General features: G+C 66.8%; 21 protein-coding genes. 9 read left to right on the forward strand and 12 right to left on the reverse strand.

Annotated elements, in window-relative coordinates; genetic code table 11:
• The first annotated feature begins 68 nt into the window (after positions 1 to 68).
• Positions 69 to 1,859, forward strand: coding sequence for an alpha/beta hydrolase (locus ETR14_RS06165; protein WP_129383845.1), 1,791 nt, complete (start codon positions 69 to 71; stop codon positions 1,857 to 1,859).
• Positions 1,860 to 1,964: 105 nt separating this feature from the next.
• On the opposite strand, the gene ETR14_RS28155 is transcribed toward ETR14_RS06165, so the two are convergent.
• The gene (locus tag ETR14_RS28155) at positions 1,965 to 2,339 is read right to left on the reverse strand and encodes a hypothetical protein (RefSeq protein ID WP_165356338.1); all 375 of its coding nucleotides are present in this window, start codon (positions 2,337 to 2,339) and stop codon (positions 1,965 to 1,967) included.
• Here ETR14_RS28155 and ETR14_RS28160 point away from each other — a divergent pair.
• The 3 genes from ETR14_RS28160 to murA all read left to right on the forward strand — a co-directional run bounded on the left by ETR14_RS28160 (position 2,332) and on the right by murA (position 4,963).
• Entirely contained in the window at positions 2,332 to 2,772 is a 441-nt protein-coding gene (locus tag ETR14_RS28160; RefSeq protein ID WP_165356339.1) for a phasin family protein, read from the forward strand. The genes ETR14_RS28155 and ETR14_RS28160 overlap by 8 nt on opposite strands.
• A 198-nt stretch (positions 2,773 to 2,970) precedes the next feature.
• A complete protein-coding gene (gene clpS / locus ETR14_RS06175; protein ID WP_206185985.1) occupies positions 2,971 to 3,324 on the forward strand; it encodes an ATP-dependent Clp protease adapter ClpS in 354 nt (117 codons plus the stop codon).
• Positions 3,325 to 3,679: 355 nt separating this feature from the next.
• Positions 3,680 to 4,963: a UDP-N-acetylglucosamine 1-carboxyvinyltransferase gene (gene murA, locus ETR14_RS06180; protein ID WP_129383848.1), complete on the forward strand. Its 1,284-nt coding sequence runs from the start codon at positions 3,680 to 3,682 to the stop codon at positions 4,961 to 4,963.
• 173 nt (positions 4,964 to 5,136) lie between these two features.
• On the opposite strand, the gene ETR14_RS06185 is transcribed toward murA, so the two are convergent.
• Complete coding sequence (locus tag ETR14_RS06185; protein ID WP_243455786.1) at positions 5,137 to 6,399, reverse strand: DUF445 domain-containing protein; 1,263 nt, start codon at positions 6,397 to 6,399, stop codon at positions 5,137 to 5,139.
• Between the two features lie 179 nt (positions 6,400 to 6,578).
• Here ETR14_RS06185 and ETR14_RS28165 point away from each other — a divergent pair, with 179 nt between their 5' ends.
• Entirely contained in the window at positions 6,579 to 6,731 is a 153-nt protein-coding gene (locus ETR14_RS28165) for a hypothetical protein (protein ID WP_165356340.1), read from the forward strand.
• A gap of 101 nt (positions 6,732 to 6,832) precedes the next feature.
• Here the strand turns inward: ETR14_RS28165 and ETR14_RS06190 are convergent, their stop codons facing one another.
• Positions 6,833 to 9,913 carry an efflux RND transporter permease subunit gene (locus ETR14_RS06190; protein WP_129383849.1) on the reverse strand — a complete coding sequence of 1,027 codons (3,081 nt, stop codon included), beginning with the start codon at positions 9,911 to 9,913 and terminating at the stop codon, positions 6,833 to 6,835.
• A gap of 12 nt (positions 9,914 to 9,925) precedes the next feature.
• A complete protein-coding gene (locus ETR14_RS06195; RefSeq protein ID WP_243455787.1) occupies positions 9,926 to 11,173 on the reverse strand; it encodes an efflux RND transporter periplasmic adaptor subunit in 1,248 nt (415 codons plus the stop codon).
• 163 nt (positions 11,174 to 11,336) lie between these two features.
• Here ETR14_RS06195 and ETR14_RS06200 point away from each other — a divergent pair, with 163 nt between their 5' ends.
• Complete coding sequence (locus tag ETR14_RS06200) at positions 11,337 to 11,606, forward strand: GlsB/YeaQ/YmgE family stress response membrane protein (protein ID WP_129383850.1); 270 nt, start codon at positions 11,337 to 11,339, stop codon at positions 11,604 to 11,606.
• 69 nt (positions 11,607 to 11,675) lie between these two features.
• On the opposite strand, the gene trpA is transcribed toward ETR14_RS06200, so the two are convergent.
• The 5 genes from trpA to ETR14_RS06225 all read right to left on the reverse strand — a co-directional run bounded on the left by trpA (position 11,676) and on the right by ETR14_RS06225 (position 16,436).
• On the reverse strand, positions 11,676 to 12,473 hold the full coding sequence (trpA, locus tag ETR14_RS06205) for a tryptophan synthase subunit alpha (RefSeq protein ID WP_129383851.1): 798 nt from the start codon (positions 12,471 to 12,473) through the stop codon (positions 11,676 to 11,678).
• Positions 12,470 to 13,642, reverse strand: a complete 1,173-nt coding sequence (gene trpB, locus ETR14_RS06210; protein ID WP_129383852.1) for a tryptophan synthase subunit beta — start codon at positions 13,640 to 13,642, stop codon at positions 12,470 to 12,472. The genes trpA and trpB overlap by 4 nt, the downstream gene beginning before the upstream one ends.
• Positions 13,642 to 15,048, reverse strand: a complete 1,407-nt coding sequence (gene trpCF / locus ETR14_RS06215; RefSeq protein ID WP_129383853.1) for a bifunctional indole-3-glycerol-phosphate synthase TrpC/phosphoribosylanthranilate isomerase TrpF — start codon at positions 15,046 to 15,048, stop codon at positions 13,642 to 13,644. Before trpCF ends, trpB begins: the two co-directional genes overlap by 1 nt.
• Positions 15,045 to 16,124 carry an anthranilate phosphoribosyltransferase gene (gene trpD / locus ETR14_RS06220; protein WP_129383854.1) on the reverse strand — a complete coding sequence of 360 codons (1,080 nt, stop codon included), beginning with the start codon at positions 16,122 to 16,124 and terminating at the stop codon, positions 15,045 to 15,047. Before trpD ends, trpCF begins: the two co-directional genes overlap by 4 nt.
• A 75-nt stretch (positions 16,125 to 16,199) precedes the next feature.
• On the reverse strand, positions 16,200 to 16,436 hold the full coding sequence (locus ETR14_RS06225) for a hypothetical protein (protein WP_129383855.1): 237 nt from the start codon (positions 16,434 to 16,436) through the stop codon (positions 16,200 to 16,202).
• Between the two features lie 15 nt (positions 16,437 to 16,451).
• Between ETR14_RS06225 and ETR14_RS06230 the strand changes: the two genes are divergently transcribed.
• Entirely contained in the window at positions 16,452 to 17,171 is a 720-nt protein-coding gene (locus ETR14_RS06230; protein WP_371416753.1) for an SIMPL domain-containing protein, read from the forward strand.
• Positions 17,172 to 17,282: 111 nt separating this feature from the next.
• On the opposite strand, the gene ETR14_RS06235 is transcribed toward ETR14_RS06230, so the two are convergent.
• The gene (locus ETR14_RS06235; protein WP_129391437.1) at positions 17,283 to 17,537 is read right to left on the reverse strand and encodes a GlsB/YeaQ/YmgE family stress response membrane protein; all 255 of its coding nucleotides are present in this window, start codon (positions 17,535 to 17,537) and stop codon (positions 17,283 to 17,285) included.
• 254 nt (positions 17,538 to 17,791) lie between these two features.
• Between ETR14_RS06235 and ETR14_RS06240 the strand changes: the two genes are divergently transcribed.
• Both ETR14_RS06240 and ETR14_RS06245 read left to right on the forward strand, forming a co-directional pair.
• Positions 17,792 to 18,232 carry a hypothetical protein gene (locus ETR14_RS06240; protein WP_129383857.1) on the forward strand — a complete coding sequence of 147 codons (441 nt, stop codon included), beginning with the start codon at positions 17,792 to 17,794 and terminating at the stop codon, positions 18,230 to 18,232.
• Between the two features lie 36 nt (positions 18,233 to 18,268).
• The gene (locus ETR14_RS06245; RefSeq protein ID WP_243455788.1) at positions 18,269 to 19,345 is read left to right on the forward strand and encodes an MBL fold metallo-hydrolase; all 1,077 of its coding nucleotides are present in this window, start codon (positions 18,269 to 18,271) and stop codon (positions 19,343 to 19,345) included.
• A gap of 47 nt (positions 19,346 to 19,392) precedes the next feature.
• Here ETR14_RS06245 and ETR14_RS06250 read toward each other — a convergent pair whose 3' ends face one another.
• Together ETR14_RS06250 and ETR14_RS06255 are read right to left on the reverse strand one after the other, a co-directional pair.
• Positions 19,393 to 19,803, reverse strand: coding sequence for a VOC family protein (locus ETR14_RS06250; protein ID WP_129383859.1), 411 nt, complete (start codon positions 19,801 to 19,803; stop codon positions 19,393 to 19,395).
• A gap of 4 nt (positions 19,804 to 19,807) precedes the next feature.
• Positions 19,808 to 20,356 (reverse strand): DUF3617 domain-containing protein, encoded by a 549-nt coding sequence (locus ETR14_RS06255; RefSeq protein WP_129383860.1) that lies wholly within the window; start codon positions 20,354 to 20,356, stop codon positions 19,808 to 19,810.
• Positions 20,357 to 20,375 lie beyond the last annotated feature (19 nt).

The raw sequence follows: 20,375 nt of genomic DNA on the forward strand, positions 1-20,375 counted from the left end.
AGAGCTCTTCAGTCCCGACTGGCACCTTTGCCCGGCTCGCGTGTATTGGACGGCAGGAGAGGATCGCTATGACCGACCACACGAAATCCAGGGAGCCGGGCAATCCTGCCGGCGCCGCCCCGCCGCTGCCGTCGCTGGAAGAGATGCAGCATTGGACGTGGGTCATGGGTCGCGCCCAGCAGCTGATGATGGAACATCTCGCCGAGCAGATGCGCGAGATGGCGCCGCCCGAGCCGATGGCGCTTGCGCAGCCATGGATGGCGATGTTTCCCGATCCGGCCAAGCTTGCCGAGCAGCAGACCGCTTTGTGGACCGAAGGCATGTCGCTGTGGCAGCGGGCGCTCGGCTTCGATGGCGGCCAGAGCGCGCTCGCCGAAAAGGCGAACCGCGACAAGCGCTTCAACGCCCCGCAATGGCAGGACAACCCGATCTTCGACATGATCCGGCAAAGCTATCTGCTGGTTTCCGAACGTCTCATCGGATCGGTGGACGCGATCGAAGGGCTCGATCCCAAACAGCGCGAGAAGGTGCGCTTCCTCACCAAGAGCTTCGTCGATGCGATGGCTCCATCCAATTTTGCGCTGACCAATCCGCTGGTTCTCGAGCGGGCGATCGAAACCAAGGGCGAGAGCCTGCTCAAGGGGCTGGAGCATATGCTCCGCGATCTCGGAAAGGGACAGCTCACCCACACCGATCCGACCGCGTTCGAAGTGGGCCGCAACATCGCGCTCACGCCCGGCAAGGTGGTCAAACGGACACCGCTCTACGAACTCGTTCAGTTTTCACCGACGACGGAGAGCGTATACGAGACTCCGCTGGTCATCTTCCCGCCCTGGATCAACCGCTACTATATCCTGGACCTCAATCCGAAGAAGAGCTTCATCCGCTGGGCGGTCGAACAGGGGCTGACCGTCTTCGTCGTGTCGTGGAAGTCGGCCGACGAGACGCTCGCCGAGACCGTGCTCGACGACTATGTCGTGCGCGGCCAGATCGATGCGATCGACACGATCCGCGACCTGCTCGGCGTCGAGAGCGTCCACGCCATCGGCTATTGCGTGGCGGGCACCACCCTCGCCTGCACCCTGGCGCTGCTCGCCGCCCGCGGCGAGGCCGAGAAGGTGGCGAGCGCGACCTTCTTCACCGCCCAGGTGGATTTTTCGGAAGCCGGCGACCTGAAATTGTTCGTCGCCGACGAGACGCTGCAGATGATCGAGCAGATGTCGGCCGAAAAAGGCTTTCTGGACGGCCGCTACATGGCCGCGACGTTCAACATGCTGCGGGGCCGCGATCTCATCTGGAATTACGTCACCAGCAACTATCTGCTCGGCGAGGATTACCCGCCGTTCGACCTCCTCCACTGGAATGGCGACACCACCAATCTGCCCGCGAAATGGCATCGTTGCTACCTTCGCGACTTCTACCGCGACAACAAGCTGGTCACTCCCGGTGGCATCCATGTCGATGGCGAGCCGATCGACCTCGGCAAGGTGACCACCCCGACCTATGTTCAGGCCGGGCGGGAAGACCATATCGCGCCCGCGCAGAGCGTCTGGAAAATCACCCATCATTTCAAGGGCCCGATCCGCTTCGTGCTCGCCGGCTCCGGCCACATCGCGGGCGTCGTCAATCCCCCGGAGGCGCAGAAATATCAATATTGGACCAACGACGCGAAGGTCGCGACGCTGGACGAATTCGTCGCCGGCGCCACCGAGACCAAGGGCAGCTGGTGGCCGGACTGGATCGCCTGGATCGGCGCGAGATCCGACAAGAAGGTGGCCGCAAAGGCCGCGCGGGTACCCGGCAAGGGCAAGTTGAAGGCGATCGAGGATGCACCTGGCAGCTACGTACGGGGCCGCTGAAAGCCAGGACAACCTCTTGCGCCGATTAAATAAATTTGCTTTGCTGCACCGCACAATCTGCTTGATTTGATTGGACGAATCACCTATGTTGCGATGCAGCAAAGGTTAGGTGATTGAAATGGCTGACGAAACCAGCACGACTGAAGCTTCCACCACCGGCACCACTGCCCTCGCCGAGGCTCCCGCATCGACCGCGAAGACCGAGGCGGCACCGGCTCCGGTGGCTCCTTCGACGACGGCGGCAAGGCCCGTTCCGGCCCGCAAGCCGGCGGCCATTAAGGCGGCTCCGGCCGCCTCGGCGGCGAAAGCCAATCCGGTGTCGGCGAAGAAGGTGAACAAGATCGCGGCCAAGGCCGCTCCCAAGGCAGCTGCGCCGCGCAAGCCCGCGTCTGTCCAGTCCAAGCTGAAGGCGCTGCCGGCTCCGGCCGCCGTTTCCACCACTACCTTGAAATCGAATGAAGGGATGAGGACCATGTTCAACGACACCAATGTTGCAGAGCGTTTCCAGGCTGTTTTCGGCGATGCCAACGAGCGCGCCAAGAACGTCATCGAGCGCAACACCCGCTTCGCCGAAGAGCTGACCGAGCTCGGCCGCGGCAACGTCGAGGCTGTCGTTGCCTCCTCCAAGGTCGCTGCCCGCGGCTTCGAGACGATCGGCCAGGAAGTCGCCGAGTTTGGCCGCAAGACCTTCGAGGACGCTTCTGCGACCCTCAAGAGCCTGGCCGAAGTGAAGTCGCCCGCCGACTTCTTCCGCCTGCAGAGCGAGTTCGCCCGCACCCAGTTCGACGCGCTGGTCGCCGAGAGCTCGAAGCTGAGCGAGACCGTGATCAAGCTCGCCGGCGAAGTCGCCGAACCGATCACGAACCGCGCCACGGTTGCCGCCGAGCGCGTTCGCAGCGTCGCTGCCCTGTAAGCAGCCGCGACGCACGAGATCAGAAAGGCGGCCCGTCCGGCGGACGGGCCGCCTTTTTGCTGGGTGGACCGCAGGCGAACCTGGTGCGACACGCCGCTTCGGCCGAGGGAAATTCGCCGAGGCGTGTGCGTTTATCGCTTGCAGCAGCAGCGAATCTCTTGTCCGACGTGCATCCGGTGCAATATTTAGTGCATGCTTATGTCATCGAATGAATTGACGATCACCGCCGCGGGCGAAGGCAAGGGCGACGACGAGGGAACAGGCCTCGGCGTTGCGACCCGGACTCGCACCCGCACCAAGACGCCGTCGCCCTACAAGGTGCTGATGCTCAACGACGATTACACGCCGATGGAATTCGTCGTGCTCGTCCTGCAACGCTTCTTCAAGATGGGGATCGAAGACGCGACCCGGGTGATGCTCCAGGTGCATCAGCGCGGAGTCGGCGTCTGCGGCGTGTTCAGCTACGAAGTGGCCGAGACCAAGGTCTCCCAGGTGATCGATTACGCACGGGAGAACCAGCACCCGCTGCAGTGCACGCTGGAAAAGGCGTAAGAAGGCCGGCTGTCCATCCAGCGGCACCTTCAAGAACGATCCCTCGGCGCATCGAGGTGTTAGAGCAGCTGAGTGGATCCCCGGAACACCACGGACGGCTGCCTTCAAGACGATGGCATCTGAGTTTGCGGGTTCCGCCGCACTAAAGCCCCGAAGTCTTCCCTGTCGCAATAGGGGACGGGAGCGGAATCGCACGACCTGCGGTGGAGCGCTTTTTGCGATGATCGCCCCTCCACCATGCTTCGCATGGTCCCCATCCGCTTCGCGGACAGGGAGGATAAGAGCAGCCTGATGAGATCCCTTGGGTCCTCTCCCGGCCCCTTGCACGGAGCCGCCAAACCACTAAGAACCCGACATGGATCGCATCATCATCCGGGGCGGAAAGCCCCTCAACGGCCGCATTCCGATTTCCGGAGCGAAGAACGCGGCGCTTACTTTGCTGCCTTGCGCCTTGCTCACCGACGAGCCGCTGACCCTGCGCAATCTGCCGCGGCTCGCCGACGTCGACAGCTTCGGGCATTTGCTCAACCAGCTGGGCGTCTCGACGATGATCGAGGGCGCCCGCCCCGACGAGTTCGGCCGGGTGATGACCCTGCGCGCGTCCAATATCGCCTCGACGGTCGCACCCTACGATATCGTCCGCAAGATGCGCGCCTCGATCCTGGTGCTCGGACCGCTGGTCGCGCGCGCCGGTCAAGCGACGGTGTCGCTGCCGGGGGGCTGCGCGATCGGCATGCGTCCGGTCGATCTTCACCTCAAGGTGTTGGAAGCGCTCGGCGCCGAGATCGAGATCGCCTCCGGCTACGTCAAGGCGACCGCGCCCGGCGGACGCCTGCAGGGCGGCACGATCCGCTTCCCGTTCGTGTCCGTCGGTGCGACCGAGAATGCGTTGATGGCAGCGGTGCTCGCCAAGGGCACGACGGTGATCGAGAATGCCGCGCGCGAGCCCGAAATCACCGACCTTGCCAAATGCCTGATCGCGATGGGCGCCGACATCGAAGGGCTTCGTACCGATACGCTGACCATCCAGGGCAAGGACCGGCTGCACGGCGCCACCTATTCGGTGATGCCGGACCGGATCGAGGCCGGCAGCTATGCCTGCGCGGCCGGAATCACCGGCGGTTCGCTCGACCTGATCGGCGCCCGCAAGGAGACGATGCCCTCCATCCTCTCCAGCCTCACCGACGCCGGCCTGATCGTCGAGGATCTGGACGACGGCATCCGCGTGCGCGCCGACGGCGGGCTCAAGCCGCTGTCGCTCTCGACCGCCCCCTACCCGGCTTTCCCGACCGACATGCAGGCGCAATTCATGGCGATGCTGACGCTCGCCGAGGGCACCAGCCTGCTCACCGAGACGATCTTCGAGAATCGCTACATGCACGTGCCCGAGCTGCACCGCATGGGTGCGGACATCGAGGTTCGCGGCCGCTCGGCCGTGGTGAAGGGTGTCGGGGCGCTGCACGGCGCGCCGGTGATGGCGACCGACCTTCGCGCCTCGATGAGCCTCGTCCTCGCCGGCCTTGCCGCCAGCGGCGAGACCCAGGTCAACCGCGTCTACCATCTGGACCGCGGCTACGAGCGCCTCGAAGAGAAGCTCCAGGCCGTGGGCGCCGACATCGAGCGCGCCAGCGACGGCTGAGCGGGACCTCCTTCCCAGATCCTCCCCGCGCGCGGGGAGGGGGACCAACCGGAGGATGGTGGAGGGGGTTGGGAGGCCCGTAGGGTGCCTGGCGGTCTGGCGGCAACGGGGGCTCGGAACCCCCTCCACCGCGCTGCGCGCGCCCCCCCTCCCCGTGCCGGGGAGGATTTCCCTTACGTCAGCACCTCTGCGGTGTGGATGGCAAGGCCGACCAGCCCGCCCACCAGCGTGCCGTTGATGCGGATATATTGGAGATCGCGGCCGACCGCATTTTCCAGCCGCCCGGTAATGGTGCGCGCGTCCCAGCCGCGCACGGTGTCGGAAACCAGGGTGACGATACCGCTGCCATAGGTCGCGACGACGCCGACGACGGCGCGGCGCGCGAAGCCGTTGATCGCTGCCTTCAGCCGCGGATCCTGCTGAACGGTCTCCCCGAGCTGGCGTAGCGCTTCCCCGAACTTGCCGGCGAGGACCGCATCGGGATCGCGCGCCGCCTTGAGCAGGGCGGCGCGGCTATTCTCCCACAGGCCGCCGACCCATTCGGTGACCGCCTTGTTGGCCAGGATCTCGGCCTTCCAGGCCTCGACCTTGTCCTTGGTCTCGTCGTCCCACTGCATGTCCCAGGCAAGGCCTGCGAGCCCCTCTTCGGCCTTGGCGCGGAGCGGGTGCTGGGGATCGATCGCCATGTCGATGGTGAGGCGGCGCAGGCCGTCGACGATGGCATCGGCGAGCCGCTCGTCCAGTCCGGCCAGCCGGACGATCCAGCCCGCTTTCTGGTGGACCATCGCGCGGATGATGTCTTCGTTCGCGTCGAGGGTCCGGCCCGCCCAGGTGACGATGGAGTCGAGCATCGGCACGTGCCGCTCCTCGGTGATCGCTGCTTCCAAAGTCTTGCCGAGCAAAGGCGAGACGTCGAGCGTCTTCAGCCGTGCGGCAACGGCGGCCTTGACCATGCCGCCAAGACGCTCCTCGTCGAGACTCTCGAGCAGGCCTGCGAAGAGGCGCGATGCGCCCTCGCGCAGCCGTCCCTCCGGCGGGGGGTTGGCGAGGAAGCGGCCGATCGCGCCCGCGATGTCCACCGCACGCATCCGCCGCGCGACCACCGATGGGATCAGGAAGTTGTCGCGCAGGAACGACGCAAGCGTCTCCCCGATCCGATCCTTGTTGCGCGGAATGATGGCGGTGTGCGGGATCGGAAGGCCGAGCGGATGGCGGAAGAGCGCCGTCACGGCGAACCAGTCGGCGAGGCCGCCGACCATCGCCGCTTCGGCAAAGGCGCGCACGAAGCCCCAGGCCGGGTGGAGGTCGTCATACCGCCCGGCGACCAGAAACAGGGCCGCCATCGCAATCAGCATCGTCGTCGCGACGAAACGCATCCTGGCGCCGTTCGCACCGGACATGACCATCTGGGCAGCGGGCGGGCTGGTGCGACTCATCGCTGCGACAATGGTCGGAGGGCGCGAAGGTTCATCGGCCCGCCAAGAGGCGGCATGCGGCACTGCGTGGACACGATCGGTCCGAAACGGATCTGTCTCGCAGGTGCCATGCGCGCGTCGCGCGTGCGAGAAGGTGGTCCCCACTCCTTTCGAGGGGGCACAACAGAGGGAGCACGGATATGAGGATCAGGAGAGTGGCGACCGCAATCGCGATCATCGTCGTGACGTCGACTGCGGCTGCGACACCGGCGCGGGCGGTCAGCATCTGCGACATCAATCCGGACACCAGTTATTATTCGTGGTTCGCGCACGCCTTCGGCTACTGCAACTGAGCCGAGCCTCAACACGAAAATCGGGGGAGCGCGACCGGGCTCCCCCTTTTTCGTGCGCCCGCCGCAGCGGACCGTCGGACTGAATATGCGGGGTCGCCGCGTCACTCCGCCGGCTGGGTTGCCGAAACGGGATGCCCATCCTCTCCACCATTGGTGAAGATCCGGCGGAGCTTCGGCCCGAGACGCTGCTCGAAGCCGACCGCGAGGCTGAAGCAGGCCGGCACGATGACCAAGGTCAGGATCGTCGACAGGATCAAGCCGCCGATCACGGTGACGCCCATCGGCGCGCGCCACGCCGCATCGCCGTTGAGCGACACGGCCGTCGGCACCATGCCGGCCACCATCGCGACCGTGGTCATCACGATCGGCTGGGCCCGCTTATGGCCCGCCTCCATGATCGCCGTCCATTTGTCGACGCCGCGGTCCATCTCCTCCAGCGCGAAATCGACGAGCAGGATCGAGTTCTTGCAGACGATGCCGAGCAGCATCAGCAAGCCGATATAGACCGGCATCGACATCGCCATGCCGCTCAGGTGCAGGGCGAGCGCGCCGCCCAGCGGTGCCAGCAGCAGCGAGCCCATGTTCACGAACGGCGGCAGGATCCGCTTGTAGAGCAGAACCAGCACCGCGAAGACCATGAACACGCCCGACAGGACCGCAATCATGAAGTTCGTGATCATCTCCTGCTCGAACTTGCTGTCGCCCATGGTCAGGCGCCGAACGCCCTGGGGCAGGTTCGACATCGTCGGAAGCGCCTCGATCTTCTTCATCGCCTGGCTGGTGACCAGCCCCGGCGCGAGATCGGCGCCGATCATGGTCCGGCGAACCTGATTGTAGCGGCGAAGCTCGGTCGGACCGGCTCCGAAGCTGATGTCGGCGACCAGCTTCAGCGGCACCGTGCCGCCGCGCGACGTCGGCACCGGCAGGTTCTGGATGGTGCCGAGGCTCTTGCGGCTCCCTTCCTCGAGCGCGACCCGGATCGGGATCTGACGGTCCGAGAGCGAGAATTTGGCGCTGTTCTGATCGATCTCGCCCAAAGTGGCGATCCGGATCGTCTGGCTGAGCGCCGAGGTGGTGACGCCAAGATCGGCGGCGAGATCGAGGCGCGGCTTGATCGTGATCTCCGGCCGCTGGACGTCGCCATTGACGCGGGGCGCGACGACTTCCGGAAGGGCGCTCATCTCGGCGATGATCTTGTTGGCCGTCTCGGTAAGCACCGCCGGATCGTCGCCGCCGAGCGCAATGGTGAGATCGCGGCCGCTGCCGCCGCCGGATTGCGACGCGAAGGTCACACGGGCATCGGCGATCTCGTTGAGATGCGGCGCCATGCTGCGCTCGAACTCGACGCTGCTCTTCTCACGCTCCTTGCGCAGGGTCAGGTAGATCGTCCCCGCGGTCGGGTTGATGTCGGAGAATGCCTTTTCGACCTCCGGCTGCCGGCGGAGCATGGCGGCGACCCGCTCCGTCACCGCCTGCGTCTGCTGCACCGTGGACCCCGGCACCATTTCGATCCGGACCTGGCTGAAATCCGAGTTGGTCGTCGGCTGGAATTCGGTCGGCAGGCTGCCGAACGCGAAGATGGTGGCGACGAAGGCGAGCAAGCCGCACAATGCAGTCTTCCAACGGTGCCGCAAGGACAACCGAAGCAGGCCCATGTAGCGATCCATCAGCCAGTTCTCGCCGTGCGATTGCTGGCCGTGCGACTTGAGGAAGTAGGCCGCGATCATCGGGGTGATCAGACGCGCGACCGCGAGACTCATCAGCACCGCGATGACGACGGTGAGGCCGAACTGCTTGAAGATCTGGCCGGAGAGGCCCGGCATCAGACCGACCGGCAGGAACACCGCGACGATCGCCATCGTCGTCGCGAGCACGGCGAGACCGATCTCGTCGGCAGCGTCGATCGATGCCTGATAGGCGGATTTGCCCATGCGCATGTGGCGCACGATATTCTCGATCTCGACGATGGCATCATCCACCAGCACGCCGGCGACGAGGCTGAGCGCCAGCAGGCTGATCGTGTTCAGCGTGAAGCCGAGCATGTCCATGAACCAGAAGGCAGGGATCGCGGACATCGGGATCGCCAGCGCGGAAATGATCGTCGCACGCCAGTCGCGCAGGAAGATCAGGACGACGAGCACGGCCAATACCGCGCCCTCGACCATCGCCTCCATCGCCGAGGTATATTGTTCATTGGTGTATTTGACGGAGGTGAAGAGCTCGGTGAAGTGGACCTTGCCGCTCTCCTGCTCCAGCTTCTTCAGCTCTTCCTTCACCGCATTGTAGACGGTGACATCGGACGAGCCCTTGGCCTTTTCGACGCCGAAGCTCAGCACCTGCTTGCCGTCCATCATCGCCAGCGAGCGCTGCTCGGCATAGAGATCCCGGACCACCGCAATGTCGGACAGCTTGACGGTTCGTCCTGCCCCGACCGAAATCTGGGTCTCGCCGAGCGCATAAGCGTCGGCGGCATTGCCGAGCACGCGCACGGCCTGTTCGGAGCCGGCGATCTCGGCGCGGCCGCCGGCGGCGTTGAGGTTGGTCTGGCGCAGCTGTGCGTTGACCTGCGCGGCGGTGACGCCCTGCGCCTGCATCTTGGCGGGATCGAGGATCACCCGGATCTCGCGGCTGACGCCGCCGCCGCGGCCGACATTGGCCATTCCGGGGATCGACAGCAGCCGCTTGGCGACGGTGTTGTCGACGTACCAGCTGAGCTCCTCCAGCGACATGTCGGTCGCCTCGGCGGAAATGTAGGCGATCGGCCCGCCGCTGGCGACGTCCTGGCGCGTGACCTGCGGCTCGAGAATGCCTTCGGGCAGCTCGCTGCGGATCTGGGAGACGGCATTGCGGGCATCGTTGACCGCGCGATCGACCGGCGTGCCGATGTCGAACTGGATGACGGTGCGCGAATAGCCCTCGCCGACGAAGGAGGTGATCTCGTCGACCCCGTTGACCCCGCGCACGGCCGCTTCGACGCGTTGCGTCACCTGGGTCTCGAGCTCCGTCGGGGCCGCGCCCGGCTGGCTGATCGCGACGCTGACGACGGGGAATTCCACGTCCGGCATCGCATTGATGTCCATCCGCATGAAGCTGATCAGGCCGGCCAGCGTCAGTGCGACGAACAGCACGATCGGAGGGATCGGGTTCCGGATCGACCAGGCGGAGATGTTGCGGAAGTTCATCGATCGCAGCCCTTATTTGGCGGTCGCGCGGACGGGGACGACCTTCTGGCCCGGATTGAGGAACGCGCCCGCCGAAAGCACGACCCGCTCGTTGCCGTTCAGCCCCGACAGGATGGCGACACCCTGATCGGAGACTTCGCCGACCTGGACGTTGCGGCGCAGGATCTGGTTCTTCTGATCGACCAGGAAGACGTAATTGCCCTTGGCATCGCTCTGCACGGCGCTTTCCGGGAGCAGCGGCGCATCGACGGCACCGGCCTGGATCGCTGCGGTGGCGAAGCCGCCCGGCCGCAGCAGATCGTTATACGGCACGGCGATTCGCGCATCGCCCTGGCGGGTCTGCGGATCGATGATCGGCGACACCTGCCAGACGCGCCCGGCGAAACTTTGCGGAGTGCCGACCGGAGTCACGGTGGCGGGCACACCCGGCCGCAGCCGGCCGAGATCTTCCTGGCTGAGCCGGGCGAGCAGCTCCATCTCGCCGCCCTGAGCGATCCGGAACAGAGCGCCCGAGCCGCTGCTCACGACCTGACCCGCTTCGACGTTGCGGTCGAGGACCAATCCGGCGGCCGGTGCGCGAACGTCGAGGCGGCCGATGCGGGCGCGAGTCGCGCCGAGCTGCGCCTGCGCGACCCGGACGCGGGCATTGGCGGCATCGCGGGTTGCGGTCCGCCGCTCGACGTCGGCTTTGGAGATGAAGCCACGGCCGACCAGCGACTGGGCGCGCTCGAGCTCCTGCTGGGCCAGACGCGCGTCGGCGCGGGCGACCTCGATCGAGGCGGCGAGCTGCTGCGCTTCCTGCGACTGAACCGAACGCTCGATGATCGCGAGCGTCTGCCCGGCACCGACCCATTGGCCCGGCTCGACCAGCACGCGGGTGACCATGCCGCCTTCGCCGGCAACCCCGACCGGCATGTCACGCCGCGCCGCAAGCGTGCCGGTGGCGGTGATCATCCGCGCGACCTGCTGACGGCCCGGAACGACGACGCTGACGCGCGGCACCTGACCATCCTTGCCTCCGGCAGTTGCCGCCGCCTTGTCCGCGCCGGCCTTGTCGCCGCCGCTCTTGCCGAACGCGAAATAGGCGCCGGCGAGAACGACCAGCGCGAGGACTACGGCAAGGATGATGTTGCGACGCTTGCGCCGCCGGGCCAGCGCCGCGTCGTCAAGCGTTTCGACTTCGAGCGCGTTGCTGCTCCATTTTCCCTGCTGCACGTTCATGACTTCCATTGTTCCCCACACCGCCTGCGGCTCGGCCATGCTCCGGCTACTGTGTTAGCCGAATAAATCACCTGCCTCAAGCCCAAAGTGCCGCGATCGCCCCCGATGCGACGGAACCGGTCTGTACCGTTTTTGTTGGAGCAAGGCCATTGCGGATATATCCACTTCAGCGGCTGAGCAATAAACGGTAAGGGAGGAACAGATGAACTTGATGGCCGACTATGGCTTCATCGGCTGGATCATCATCGGCGCCATCGCCGGAATCATCGCCAAGGCTGTCGTGCCGGGCCGGGAACCGGGCGGTTGCATCGTCACCATCCTGCTCGGCGTCGCCGGCGCGTTGGTCGCGGGCTTTCTCGGCAATGCGCTCGGTTGGTATCGGCCCGGCGAGGGCGCCGGCTTCATAGCCGCGATCGTCGGTGCGATCCTGATCCTGTTCGTCTGGAAGCTGATCTCCGGCCGCCGCGCCTGATCTGCCCAATCGCCGGCGGCCACCGCCGCCGGCAAACGCTTCTCTGAAGTGCCGCCTCGACCGGAAACGTCAGCGGCGGGTCGCCGCCTTCATGTCGGCAACGAAGCCGCGTACGGCATCGGCCTCCGCGCCGGGATGCTCGGCGATCAGCCGGACGATCGCCGACCCCGAAATCACGCCGGCGGCACCGGCGTCGAGCGCCGCGGCGACATGATCCGGCCGGGAGATGCCGAAGCCGAACACCGGCGGCGGCGCACCGAACGCCTTGAGGGTGCCGAGCAATTGCGAATGGCCGAAGCGCACCTCCTCGTCGGCGCCGGTCACCCCGGCGCGGGCGACGCAATAGGTATAGCCCTCCCCTTCCGCGGCGAGGCGGCGGAGCGTCGCCTCCGGGGTATTCGGCGCCGCGATCAGCACCGGCGCGACCGCAGCGGCGCGCGCCGCCCGGAGATAGGGCGGCGCCTCGAAGACCGGCACGTCCGCAACGAGGACGCTGTCGACCCCCGCCGCCTGCGCCGCTGCGTAGAAAGCCTCTCGGCCACGCGCGACGACGATGTTGGCGTAGGTGAGCAGGCCGACCGGAACGTCGGGGTGACGCACGCGGAAATCGCGCAGCAGATCGAAGCAGTCGGCCGGTGTGAGGCCGCGGCCGAGCGCCCGCACCGCCGCCGCCTGGATCACCGGCCCGTCCGCCACCGGATCGGAGAAGGGAATGCCGACTTCGAGCATGTCGGCGCCGCCTTCGACCAGCGCGTCGAGCATGTCGGCGCTGGTCGCGAGATCCGGATCACCGAGCATCACGAACGCGCCGAACGCGCCTTCGCCGCGCGGCGCCAGACGGCGGAACATCGCATCGTAGCGATTCATGCGTCATCTCCCGAGAGCAGACGCTGCGCCTGTTCCATGTCCTTGTCGCCGCGGCCGGACAGATTGACGACCAGCACCAGTTCTTCGGTCGCCGCCTCGATCAGCTTGAGCGCGTGCGCCAGCGCATGGGCGGATTCAAAGGCGCAGACGATCCCTTCCGACCGGGCCAGCAGCGCGAACGCGTCGAGCGCTTCGCGGTCGGTCGCGCCAACATATTCGGCGCGGTTGCTGTCCTTCAGGAAGGCGTGCTCAGGCCCGACGGCCGGGTAATCGAGGCCGGCGGACACGGACCAAGTGTCGGCGATCTGGCCATCGGAATCCTGCAGGACATAGGTTTCCGATCCATGGAGGATGCCGGGCCGGCCGCGCAACAGGGTCGCGCCATGCTCGTCGCCGTCGACGCCCCGCCCAGCGGCCTCGACCCCGATCAGCCGCACGTCTTCGTCGCCGACGAAATCGGCGAACATCCCCATCGCGTTGGAGCCGCCGCCGACGCAGGCGATCACCGCGTCCGGAAGCCGGCCTTCCTCCTCCAGGATCTGCGCGCGCGCTTCCTGGCCGATGATGCGCTGGAATTCGCGGACCATCAGCGGGAACGGGTGCGGCCCGGCGACGGTGCCGAGCAGATAATGGGTGTCCTCGAAGCTCGCCGTCCAGTCGCGCAGCGCCTCGTTGACCGCGTCCTTCAGAGTCTGGCCGCCGCTGGTCACCGGGATCACCTCGGCGCCCATCAGCTGCATCCGGAAGACGTTCAGTTTCTGCCGCTCGACGTCGTGCGCGCCCATGTAAATCCGGGTCTTCAACCCGAACAGGGCGCCGGTCAGGGCCGTGGCGACGCCGTGCTGGCCGGCGCCGGTCTCGGCGATGATCCTGGTCTTGCCCATGCGCTTGGCGAGCAATCCCTGGGCGAGCACCTGGTTGGTCTTGTGGGCGCCGCCGTGAAGCAGATCCTCGCGCTTCAGATACAGGCGGGCGCGGTCGTTGCCGAGGTTGCGGCAACGGGTCAGCGGCGTCGGCCGGCCGGCATATTTGAGCAGCAATTCGCCAAGCTCGGCGCGGAAGCTCTCATCCTGCTGCGCGTCGAGAAATGCCTTTTCCAGCATTTCCAGCGCGGGCATCAGGATTTCGGGAACATAGGCGCCGCCGAAAGCGCCGAAACGGCCATCCATCAACACGAGACGATTTCCTTCCTGACCGGCAGCCGCAGGCCCTCGAAGAAGGCGTGAAGCTTGGCCGGATCCTTCCTGCCGGGCGTCGTTTCGACGCCAGAGGCGATATCGAGAGCATAAGCGCCGACCTTCGCGGCGGCAGCGGCATTGTCGGGGCCGAGGCCGCCGGCAAGGATTCCTTCGGCAAGGTCGCCACGACCGGCGAGCAGCGCCCAGTCGAACGCGGTACCGGTTCCGCCCGATTGCCCGTTTTTGCCGGTGTCGAACAGGGTGCGGTCGGCGCCCGGCCGCTGCGCCGGTACCTCTCCTTCCACCGAAGCCGCAGCCCAGATCTCGATCCCGTCCGGCAGATGGGCGCGGAGGGCGCGGATGTAGGAAGCGTCTTCCTGGCCGTGGAGCTGAACGGCATGGAGGCCGAGCGAATGCGCGGCCTGGGCAACCTGCAGCACCTTCTCGTTGCGAAACACGCCGACAAGGGGAAGTCCGGGGATTGCGGCGGCGATCTCCCGCGCCCGATCGACCGTCACGGCGCGGGGCGTTCCCGGCACCATGATCACCCCGGCGAACGACGCGCCCTCACCTGCCGCCACCGCGGCATCCCGGGGATCGGTGAGCCCGCACACCTTGACCCGGCCATAGGCCAGCGCACGCGCGGCGAGCCCAGGATCGGACGCCGACATCAGCGAGGACCCGACCAGAAAGGCATCCGCGTGAGGGGCGAGGCGGGCGACGTCGGCCCGGCTCTCGATGCCCGATTCGGCGATCAGGATCCGATCGGCCGGAACCAGCGGCGCGAGGTGTTCGGTCACCGCCAGATCGACCTTCAGGGTCTTGAGCTGGCGATTGTTGATGCCGATGATCTCGGCGCCGAGCGCAATCGCCCGTCGGACTTCCTCTTCGGTGTGGGTCTCGACGAGGGCGTCCATGCCGAGCCCCCGCGCCTCCGCGATCACCGCGGCGGCTTCATCGTCCTCGAGCACGGAGAGCATGACCAGCACCGCATCGGCGCCGTGCAGGCGGGCTTCGGGGACCTGGCGCGGATCGACGACGAAGTCTTTGGCCAGGATCGGTCCGTCGAACACGGCCCGGACCGCTTCGAGGTCGGCGTAGGAGCCGCCGAAATAGGGCGTGTCGACGAGAACGCTGATCGCGTCTGCGGCACCGGAATAGGCCTTGGCGATCGCCGCCGGATCGACACCTTCGCGAATGATGCCCTTGGTCGGCGAAGCGCGCTTCACCTCCATGACGAAGCGCGCGCCCGGTGCCGACAGTGCCGCCTTGAGGCTGCGGCGGGTCGGTTCCGCCCGGCCGCGCAGATCCTCGATCGCGATATCGGCGAGCCGCGCGCCGACGTCGATCCGTTTGCGGGCGACGATCTCGCCCAGCACGCCGCCCGGATCAATCATTGGCTGATACCGTCATTCGTGGCCTCTACATAAAGTTCGAGACGGCGGTGCGCCGCCCCCGATCGGAGCGCATCCATTGCCATTGCCAGTCCCTCGCGCAGGGTGCCGGCGAGGCCCGCCGTGAACAACAGGGCGCCGGCATTGAGCGCGACCACTTCGGCTTCGGCGGGTTCGCCCCGGCCCTGGAGCAAGGCCTTGAGGCGAAGGGCATTCTCTTCGGGCGCGCCGCCCTTGAGCGCGTCGAGCGGGCGACGGCGGAGGCCGGCATCCTCGGGCCCGAACGTGAGATGCTCGAGCTGTCGGCCGGTTACCCGCACCGCTTCGGTGCGCCCGTGCAGCGCCACTTCGTCCAGCCCGGCGCCATGCACGACCAGGGCACGCTCGACGCCGAGGGCGCGCAGGGTCTTGGCCACCGGCTCGACCAGCTTCGGCTCGGCGACCCCGAGCAACTGCACCTGCGGCTCGGCCGGGTTCAGGCAGGGCCCGAGCACGTTCATGATCGTGCGCACCTTGAGCGCGCGGCGGACCGGCCCGGCGTGACGCAGGCCGGGATGGTAGCGGGGCGCGAACAGGAAGCAGAAGCCGGCCGCATCGAGCGCCTGCCGCGACACCTCCGCCGAAACGTCGATGCGGGCGCCAAGCTGCTCGAGCACGTCGGCCGAGCCGCATCTGGAGGTGACCGAACGATTGCCGTGCTTGGCGACCGGCAACCCGGCCGCCGCTGCCGCGAGCCCCGCCGCCGTCGAGACGTTGATCGATCCGGAGCCGTCGCCGCCGGTGCCGCAGCTGTCGGCAAACAGGTAATCAGGGCGCTCGAACGGCGCGTCTGCGGCGCGAAGGGCGCGGGCGGCGCCGGTCAGTTCCTCGGCGGTCTCGCCCTTCAGTTTCAATGCGATCAGCATCGCGGCGATCGAGGGTTCGGCGAGGCTGCCTTCGACCAAAGCGGCAAAAAGCTGCTCGGCCGCGCGCTCGGTCAGCGATCGTCCGGCGAAGAGACTTGCGAGCGCCGTTTCGACACTCTGCTCGATATCCTCTTCGGCCGGATCGGCGAGGGTGAGATGTTCAGGGCGAAGCATGACGATGATCCTGGGCATGCGCGTAAAAAGAAAGGCCCGCCGGTTGGGCGGGCCTTGCTTGGGAGATCCGGATGGTCAGATCCGTTTCACCATCGATGCACGCGCGCCGCCCGACGAGGGAATATCCCACCACCAGCGCCAGGCAAAGGAGATCGTCTGCATCGACATCAGGCCGTTCAAGTCGCCGCTAAACGCCGCCTCGTCAACCGCCTTTTTCGTTGGACCGCGGAATTCGCGCGCCGGGCCGTTCAGAAACGATGCAGGGGCAACATCGTTAAGGACGGATCGGGTCCGAAACGGCGGGCCGTCCATTTGGGAGTAGATTTGATGATGCGGCAGATGAGGATGGCGTCGGCTCTGGCGTTGGCGGCAGCGCCGATCGCGGCGGCCCACGGCCAGGCGACGTTGCCGGTGCAGACGATCAACGGCACCAGGCTCGACGTCGTCGCCACCGGCGAGGTCACCCGCGTGCCCGACGTCGCCCGGATCAGCACCGGGGTGATCACCACCGCACCGAGCGCCACCGCAGCGCTGGAGCAGAACAACGTCCAGATGCGCAAGGTTCGCGACGCGTTGCGCAAGGCGGGGATCGCCGACAAGGATGTCCAGACCAGCGCGATCAACCTGTTTCCCGAATATCGGCAGGACGACCGCACCGGCGGCAACCCGCAACTGGTCGGCTATCGCGCCCAGAACGAGGTCACGGTGACCTTCCGCGACATCGCCAATACCGGCCGGATCCTTGACGCTCTGGTCGCGCAGGGTGCGAACCAGATCAATGGACCGACGCTGTCGATCGACAAGCCCGAAGCGGCGCTCGACGAAGCGCGGACCCAGGCACTGGCCAATGCGCGAAGCCGCGCCGAGCTCTATGCCCGCGCCACCGGCAAGCGGGTCGGCAAGATCCTGGCGATCAGCGAGAGCGGCGGCGGCGCTCCGGGGCCGATCATCGTCCGCGGCTTCGCGGCGCGGGCCGAAGCGGCCAAGATCGACGCGGGCGAACAGGCGCTGAGCGTCAGCCTTAACGTGACCTTCGAGCTGGAATGAAATCGCCGGCCCAGCGGGCCGGCCTCCCTTGCAGCCGATGCGGGGCATAAGGAAAGAGCCGCCCGGATCGCTCCGGACGGCTCTTTCTTTTCAGATCCGAAGCGGCCGCGCTTAGCGCAGGCTGCGACGGGTGAAGAGGTTGACGATCGCGAGCAGAATGATCGCGCCGAGAAGCGAAACGATGAACGAGGTAACGCTCAGTCCGTTATTGATGTCTCCACGGCCGAAAAGCAGTCCGCCGAGGAAAGCGCCGACAATACCGACTACGACATTGAGCAGGATGCCCTGCTGCGCGTCGCGGCGCATGATGATGCTCGCAAGCCAGCCGATGATGCCGCCGATGACGAGCCATACGATAATCGAAATGGGATCCATACTTCCCTCCTGTTACTAGCCGGACGAACCGGGCAGTTCATCCGACGGACTGAAGGTAAGACGCTTGATTGGCCGTCTTGTTCCTGCCCATCTGTTATGGGTGCGGTACAAATCCCCGCCTTTCTACCATGCAGAGACAGGTTTCCCGTTGCCGCTCAACGGCTTGGTGGGCCTGGAAGGCAAGGCCGACCTGTACTTCGCGCCGCCGGTACCCAATATGGCATTCCCCCCGTTCGGAGTCCCCCATGCGTCATCTCGTCATGATCGCGGCCACCGCCGCTCTGCTCTGTGCTTCAACCGCGCCCGCTGCCGAAAAGGTCGGCAAGCGGACCGACGCTCCGGAGCAGCTCTTCGCCGGCATCGGCGAGGGAACGTCGGACGCGGAGCTCGCCCGCGAGGTGGAGGCGGCCTCCGCGCATCCGCTCGGCACCCTGGAAAACCCGGTGCGGGTCGGCGGCCCGGAAGGCGAGCGCGCCTATCTTGCCCGGCTGCGCTGCGCCGACGGGAAGCCGCCGCAGGCGTTCGATCGCAAGAGCGGCAGCGTCGGCGCTTTCGGCTCCGTCGTCGGTCTCTACACGCTCGATTGCGGCGCCGCGGCGCCCGGGCGCAGCCAGATCGCGATGGACATGTATCACGAGGAGCATCGCGAGGAGCGGGCGCCGGCGGGGTTCACGATCACGCGCTAGCTTGCGCCGCCTTCCGGGCCGGCTATGAACCGAGCGATGCGAACTCTGCTGCGCCGGGCCGGGACAGCCCTTCTCTTCCTGGTCATTGCGCTCTGCCTCGCGCCGAGTGTCGCGATGCCGCTGCTCGACCGTGTCTATCATCGCGGCGCCCCATCCGACCATTTCGACGGTGCCCGTTTCTTCAACCCGCTGGCCGCGCCCGTCCCCGGTCAAGGCAGCCCCGCGCGGTTCATCAATCGTTGGCTCAAGGGCGACAATCGCGCAGGCTGGCCGGACCGTGTTCCGGTCACACCAAGCCGGCCGCCGGCGCGGGTTGCCGGCGGCCGCATGCTGGTCACCTGGATCGGCCACGCGAGCGTGCTGGTCCAGGCCGACGGTCTCAACATCCTCACCGATCCGGTCTGGTCGGAACGCGCGTCGCCAATATTGTTCGCCGGGCCCAAGCGCGTGCGGGCGCCTGGCGTGCGGTTCGAGGATCTGCCGAGGATCGACCTCGTGCTGATCAGCCATAACCATTATGATCATCTCGATCTTCCGACCCTGAAGCGCTTGTGGGCGCGCGACCGTCCGAAGATCGTCACCAGTCTCGGCAACGAGACCATCCTGCGCGCGGCCGGGATCGAAGCGGTCGCCGGCGACTGGCGCGGTGTCGTGCCGGTCACCGCCGAGACCCGCGTCGAGATTCTGCGCAACCACCATTGGAGCTCTCGCTGGGGCGCCGACCGCAACCGCGCCTTGTGGTCCGCCTTCCGCGTCGACCTTCCCGGCGGCGCTCTGTTCTTCGCCGGCGACACCGGCTGGGGAGACGGCCGGTGGGTCGAGGAGGCCGCCGCCCGCGGTGGCTACCGCCTGGCGATCATTCCGATCGGCGCCTATGCGCCGCGCGACTTCATGAAGAACAACCATATCGATCCGGCCGAGGCGGTCGCGATCTTCGAGCGGCTGCGGCCGACGCGCGCGCTCGGCATCCACTGGGGCACCTTCCAGCTCACCTTCGAACCGATCGACGAACCGCGGCAACGGCTGGAAGCGCTGAAGCGCGCGCACAAGATCGCCGAGGACGCGTTCGTGGCGACGGAGGTCGGGCGGACGATCGAAGTGCCTCGCATGTGAGCCCTTCTCTCCTCTTCCAGCACGGAAGAGGAGAGAAGGAGCCAGGATCAGTGTGCCGCGTCGGCGTCCCCGCCGCCAATACAGAAGGCACAAAGCTTGTTGCCGTCGAGATCCCGGAAGTAGGCGCCATAGAAGGCACGATCGCCTTCGGGCGTGCGAAGGCCCGGGCTGCCCTCGTCCGTGCCGCCCAGCGCGAGCGCCTGCGCGTGGAGGCGGTCGACCTTGGCGCGGCTGTCCACCGCGAGCGCCGCCATCGTGCCGTTGCCGGGCCGGGCTTCGCCGCCGTCATAGGGACAGGTGACGGCAAGGCCCGGGGCACGGCCGCCGGTGCCGTACATGGTGAAGCCGTTTTCCGGAAACTGCATCACCCGCCGACCGCCGATTTCGGCGAGCAGGGCGTCGTAGAAGGCGCGGGCCCGATCGATGTCGTTGGTACCGACCGTCGCGTAGCCGAGCATCGGCTCAGCTCTTCGCGCCGGCCGGGCATTCGCCGATCCGCCGCCCGCTGGTCGCGGTCTCGATCGTCATGCCCTGCTCCGGGCCGCCCATCTTCATCTTCATCTGCAGATCGTAGCGCTCGGCTTCGAAGGTGCCGGCCATGGTCATCGTCACGCCGGGCTGCCCATTCTCGCCCTTGCAGGTGAGAGTGCCGTCGATCTTGCCGCCGCTCGCCTTGAACCCTTCCGCCTTGCAGTTCGGATTCTGCTTGCCGGTGAACATCTTCGGATCGGACGTCTTCGCCTGTTCCTCGGTGATGCAGGTGGTCACCGTCGTTTTCTGCGCCTTCATCGCCTCGACGGCGCCGGCCGGCACCCCGGGGCCGCTGACCGCCTTGACCTCGGTGCGCATCTCCCACTGGCCGGGGCGGACCTGGATCGCTTCACCGGAGATGCCACCGGTGCCGTCGACCGCAGCCCTCTGCTGATTGCCGTCGGCCTTGTCGCCGCCGCCCCCGCCGCACCCGGCAAGTGCCGCGACGCTCATTGCTGCCAGTGCGATTCTCAGCTTCATCTGTGCACTCCCTCTGTTT

Origin of the sequence: Sphingosinicella sp. BN140058, assembly GCF_004135585.1 — a bacterium.
Taxonomy (GTDB): Bacteria; Pseudomonadota; Alphaproteobacteria; order Sphingomonadales; family Sphingomonadaceae; genus Allosphingosinicella.

What these genes read in the sequence shown, in the direction of transcription:
- ETR14_RS06165 (WP_129383845.1), top strand. Translation starts at nt 69, where the DNA reads ATGACCGACCACACGAAATCCAGGGAGCCGGGCAATCCTGCCGGCGCC.
- ETR14_RS28160 (WP_165356339.1), top strand. Translation starts at nt 2,332, where the DNA reads ATGTTCAACGACACCAATGTTGCAGAGCGTTTCCAGGCTGTTTTCGGC.
- clpS (WP_206185985.1), top strand. Translation starts at nt 2,971, where the DNA reads ATGTCATCGAATGAATTGACGATCACCGCCGCGGGCGAAGGCAAGGGC.
- murA (WP_129383848.1), top strand. Translation starts at nt 3,680, where the DNA reads ATGGATCGCATCATCATCCGGGGCGGAAAGCCCCTCAACGGCCGCATT.
- ETR14_RS06185 (WP_243455786.1), bottom strand. Translation starts at nt 6,399, where the DNA reads ATGAGTCGCACCAGCCCGCCCGCTGCCCAGATGGTCATGTCCGGTGCG.
- ETR14_RS28165 (WP_165356340.1), top strand. Translation starts at nt 6,579, where the DNA reads ATGAGGATCAGGAGAGTGGCGACCGCAATCGCGATCATCGTCGTGACG.
- ETR14_RS06190 (WP_129383849.1), bottom strand. Translation starts at nt 9,913, where the DNA reads ATGAACTTCCGCAACATCTCCGCCTGGTCGATCCGGAACCCGATCCCT.
- ETR14_RS06195 (WP_243455787.1), bottom strand. Translation starts at nt 11,173, where the DNA reads ATGGCCGAGCCGCAGGCGGTGTGGGGAACAATGGAAGTCATGAACGTG.
- ETR14_RS06200 (WP_129383850.1), top strand. Translation starts at nt 11,337, where the DNA reads ATGAACTTGATGGCCGACTATGGCTTCATCGGCTGGATCATCATCGGC.
- trpA (WP_129383851.1), bottom strand. Translation starts at nt 12,473, where the DNA reads ATGAATCGCTACGATGCGATGTTCCGCCGTCTGGCGCCGCGCGGCGAA.
- trpB (WP_129383852.1), bottom strand. Translation starts at nt 13,642, where the DNA reads ATGGATGGCCGTTTCGGCGCTTTCGGCGGCGCCTATGTTCCCGAAATC.
- trpCF (WP_129383853.1), bottom strand. Translation starts at nt 15,048, where the DNA reads ATGATTGATCCGGGCGGCGTGCTGGGCGAGATCGTCGCCCGCAAACGG.
- trpD (WP_129383854.1), bottom strand. Translation starts at nt 16,124, where the DNA reads ATGCTTCGCCCTGAACATCTCACCCTCGCCGATCCGGCCGAAGAGGAT.
- ETR14_RS06225 (WP_129383855.1), bottom strand. Translation starts at nt 16,436, where the DNA reads ATGGACGGCCCGCCGTTTCGGACCCGATCCGTCCTTAACGATGTTGCC.
- ETR14_RS06230 (WP_371416753.1), top strand. Translation starts at nt 16,452, where the DNA reads ATGATGCGGCAGATGAGGATGGCGTCGGCTCTGGCGTTGGCGGCAGCG.
- ETR14_RS06240 (WP_129383857.1), top strand. Translation starts at nt 17,792, where the DNA reads ATGCGTCATCTCGTCATGATCGCGGCCACCGCCGCTCTGCTCTGTGCT.
- ETR14_RS06245 (WP_243455788.1), top strand. Translation starts at nt 18,269, where the DNA reads ATGCGAACTCTGCTGCGCCGGGCCGGGACAGCCCTTCTCTTCCTGGTC.
- ETR14_RS06250 (WP_129383859.1), bottom strand. Translation starts at nt 19,803, where the DNA reads ATGCTCGGCTACGCGACGGTCGGTACCAACGACATCGATCGGGCCCGC.
- ETR14_RS06255 (WP_129383860.1), bottom strand. Translation starts at nt 20,356, where the DNA reads ATGAAGCTGAGAATCGCACTGGCAGCAATGAGCGTCGCGGCACTTGCC.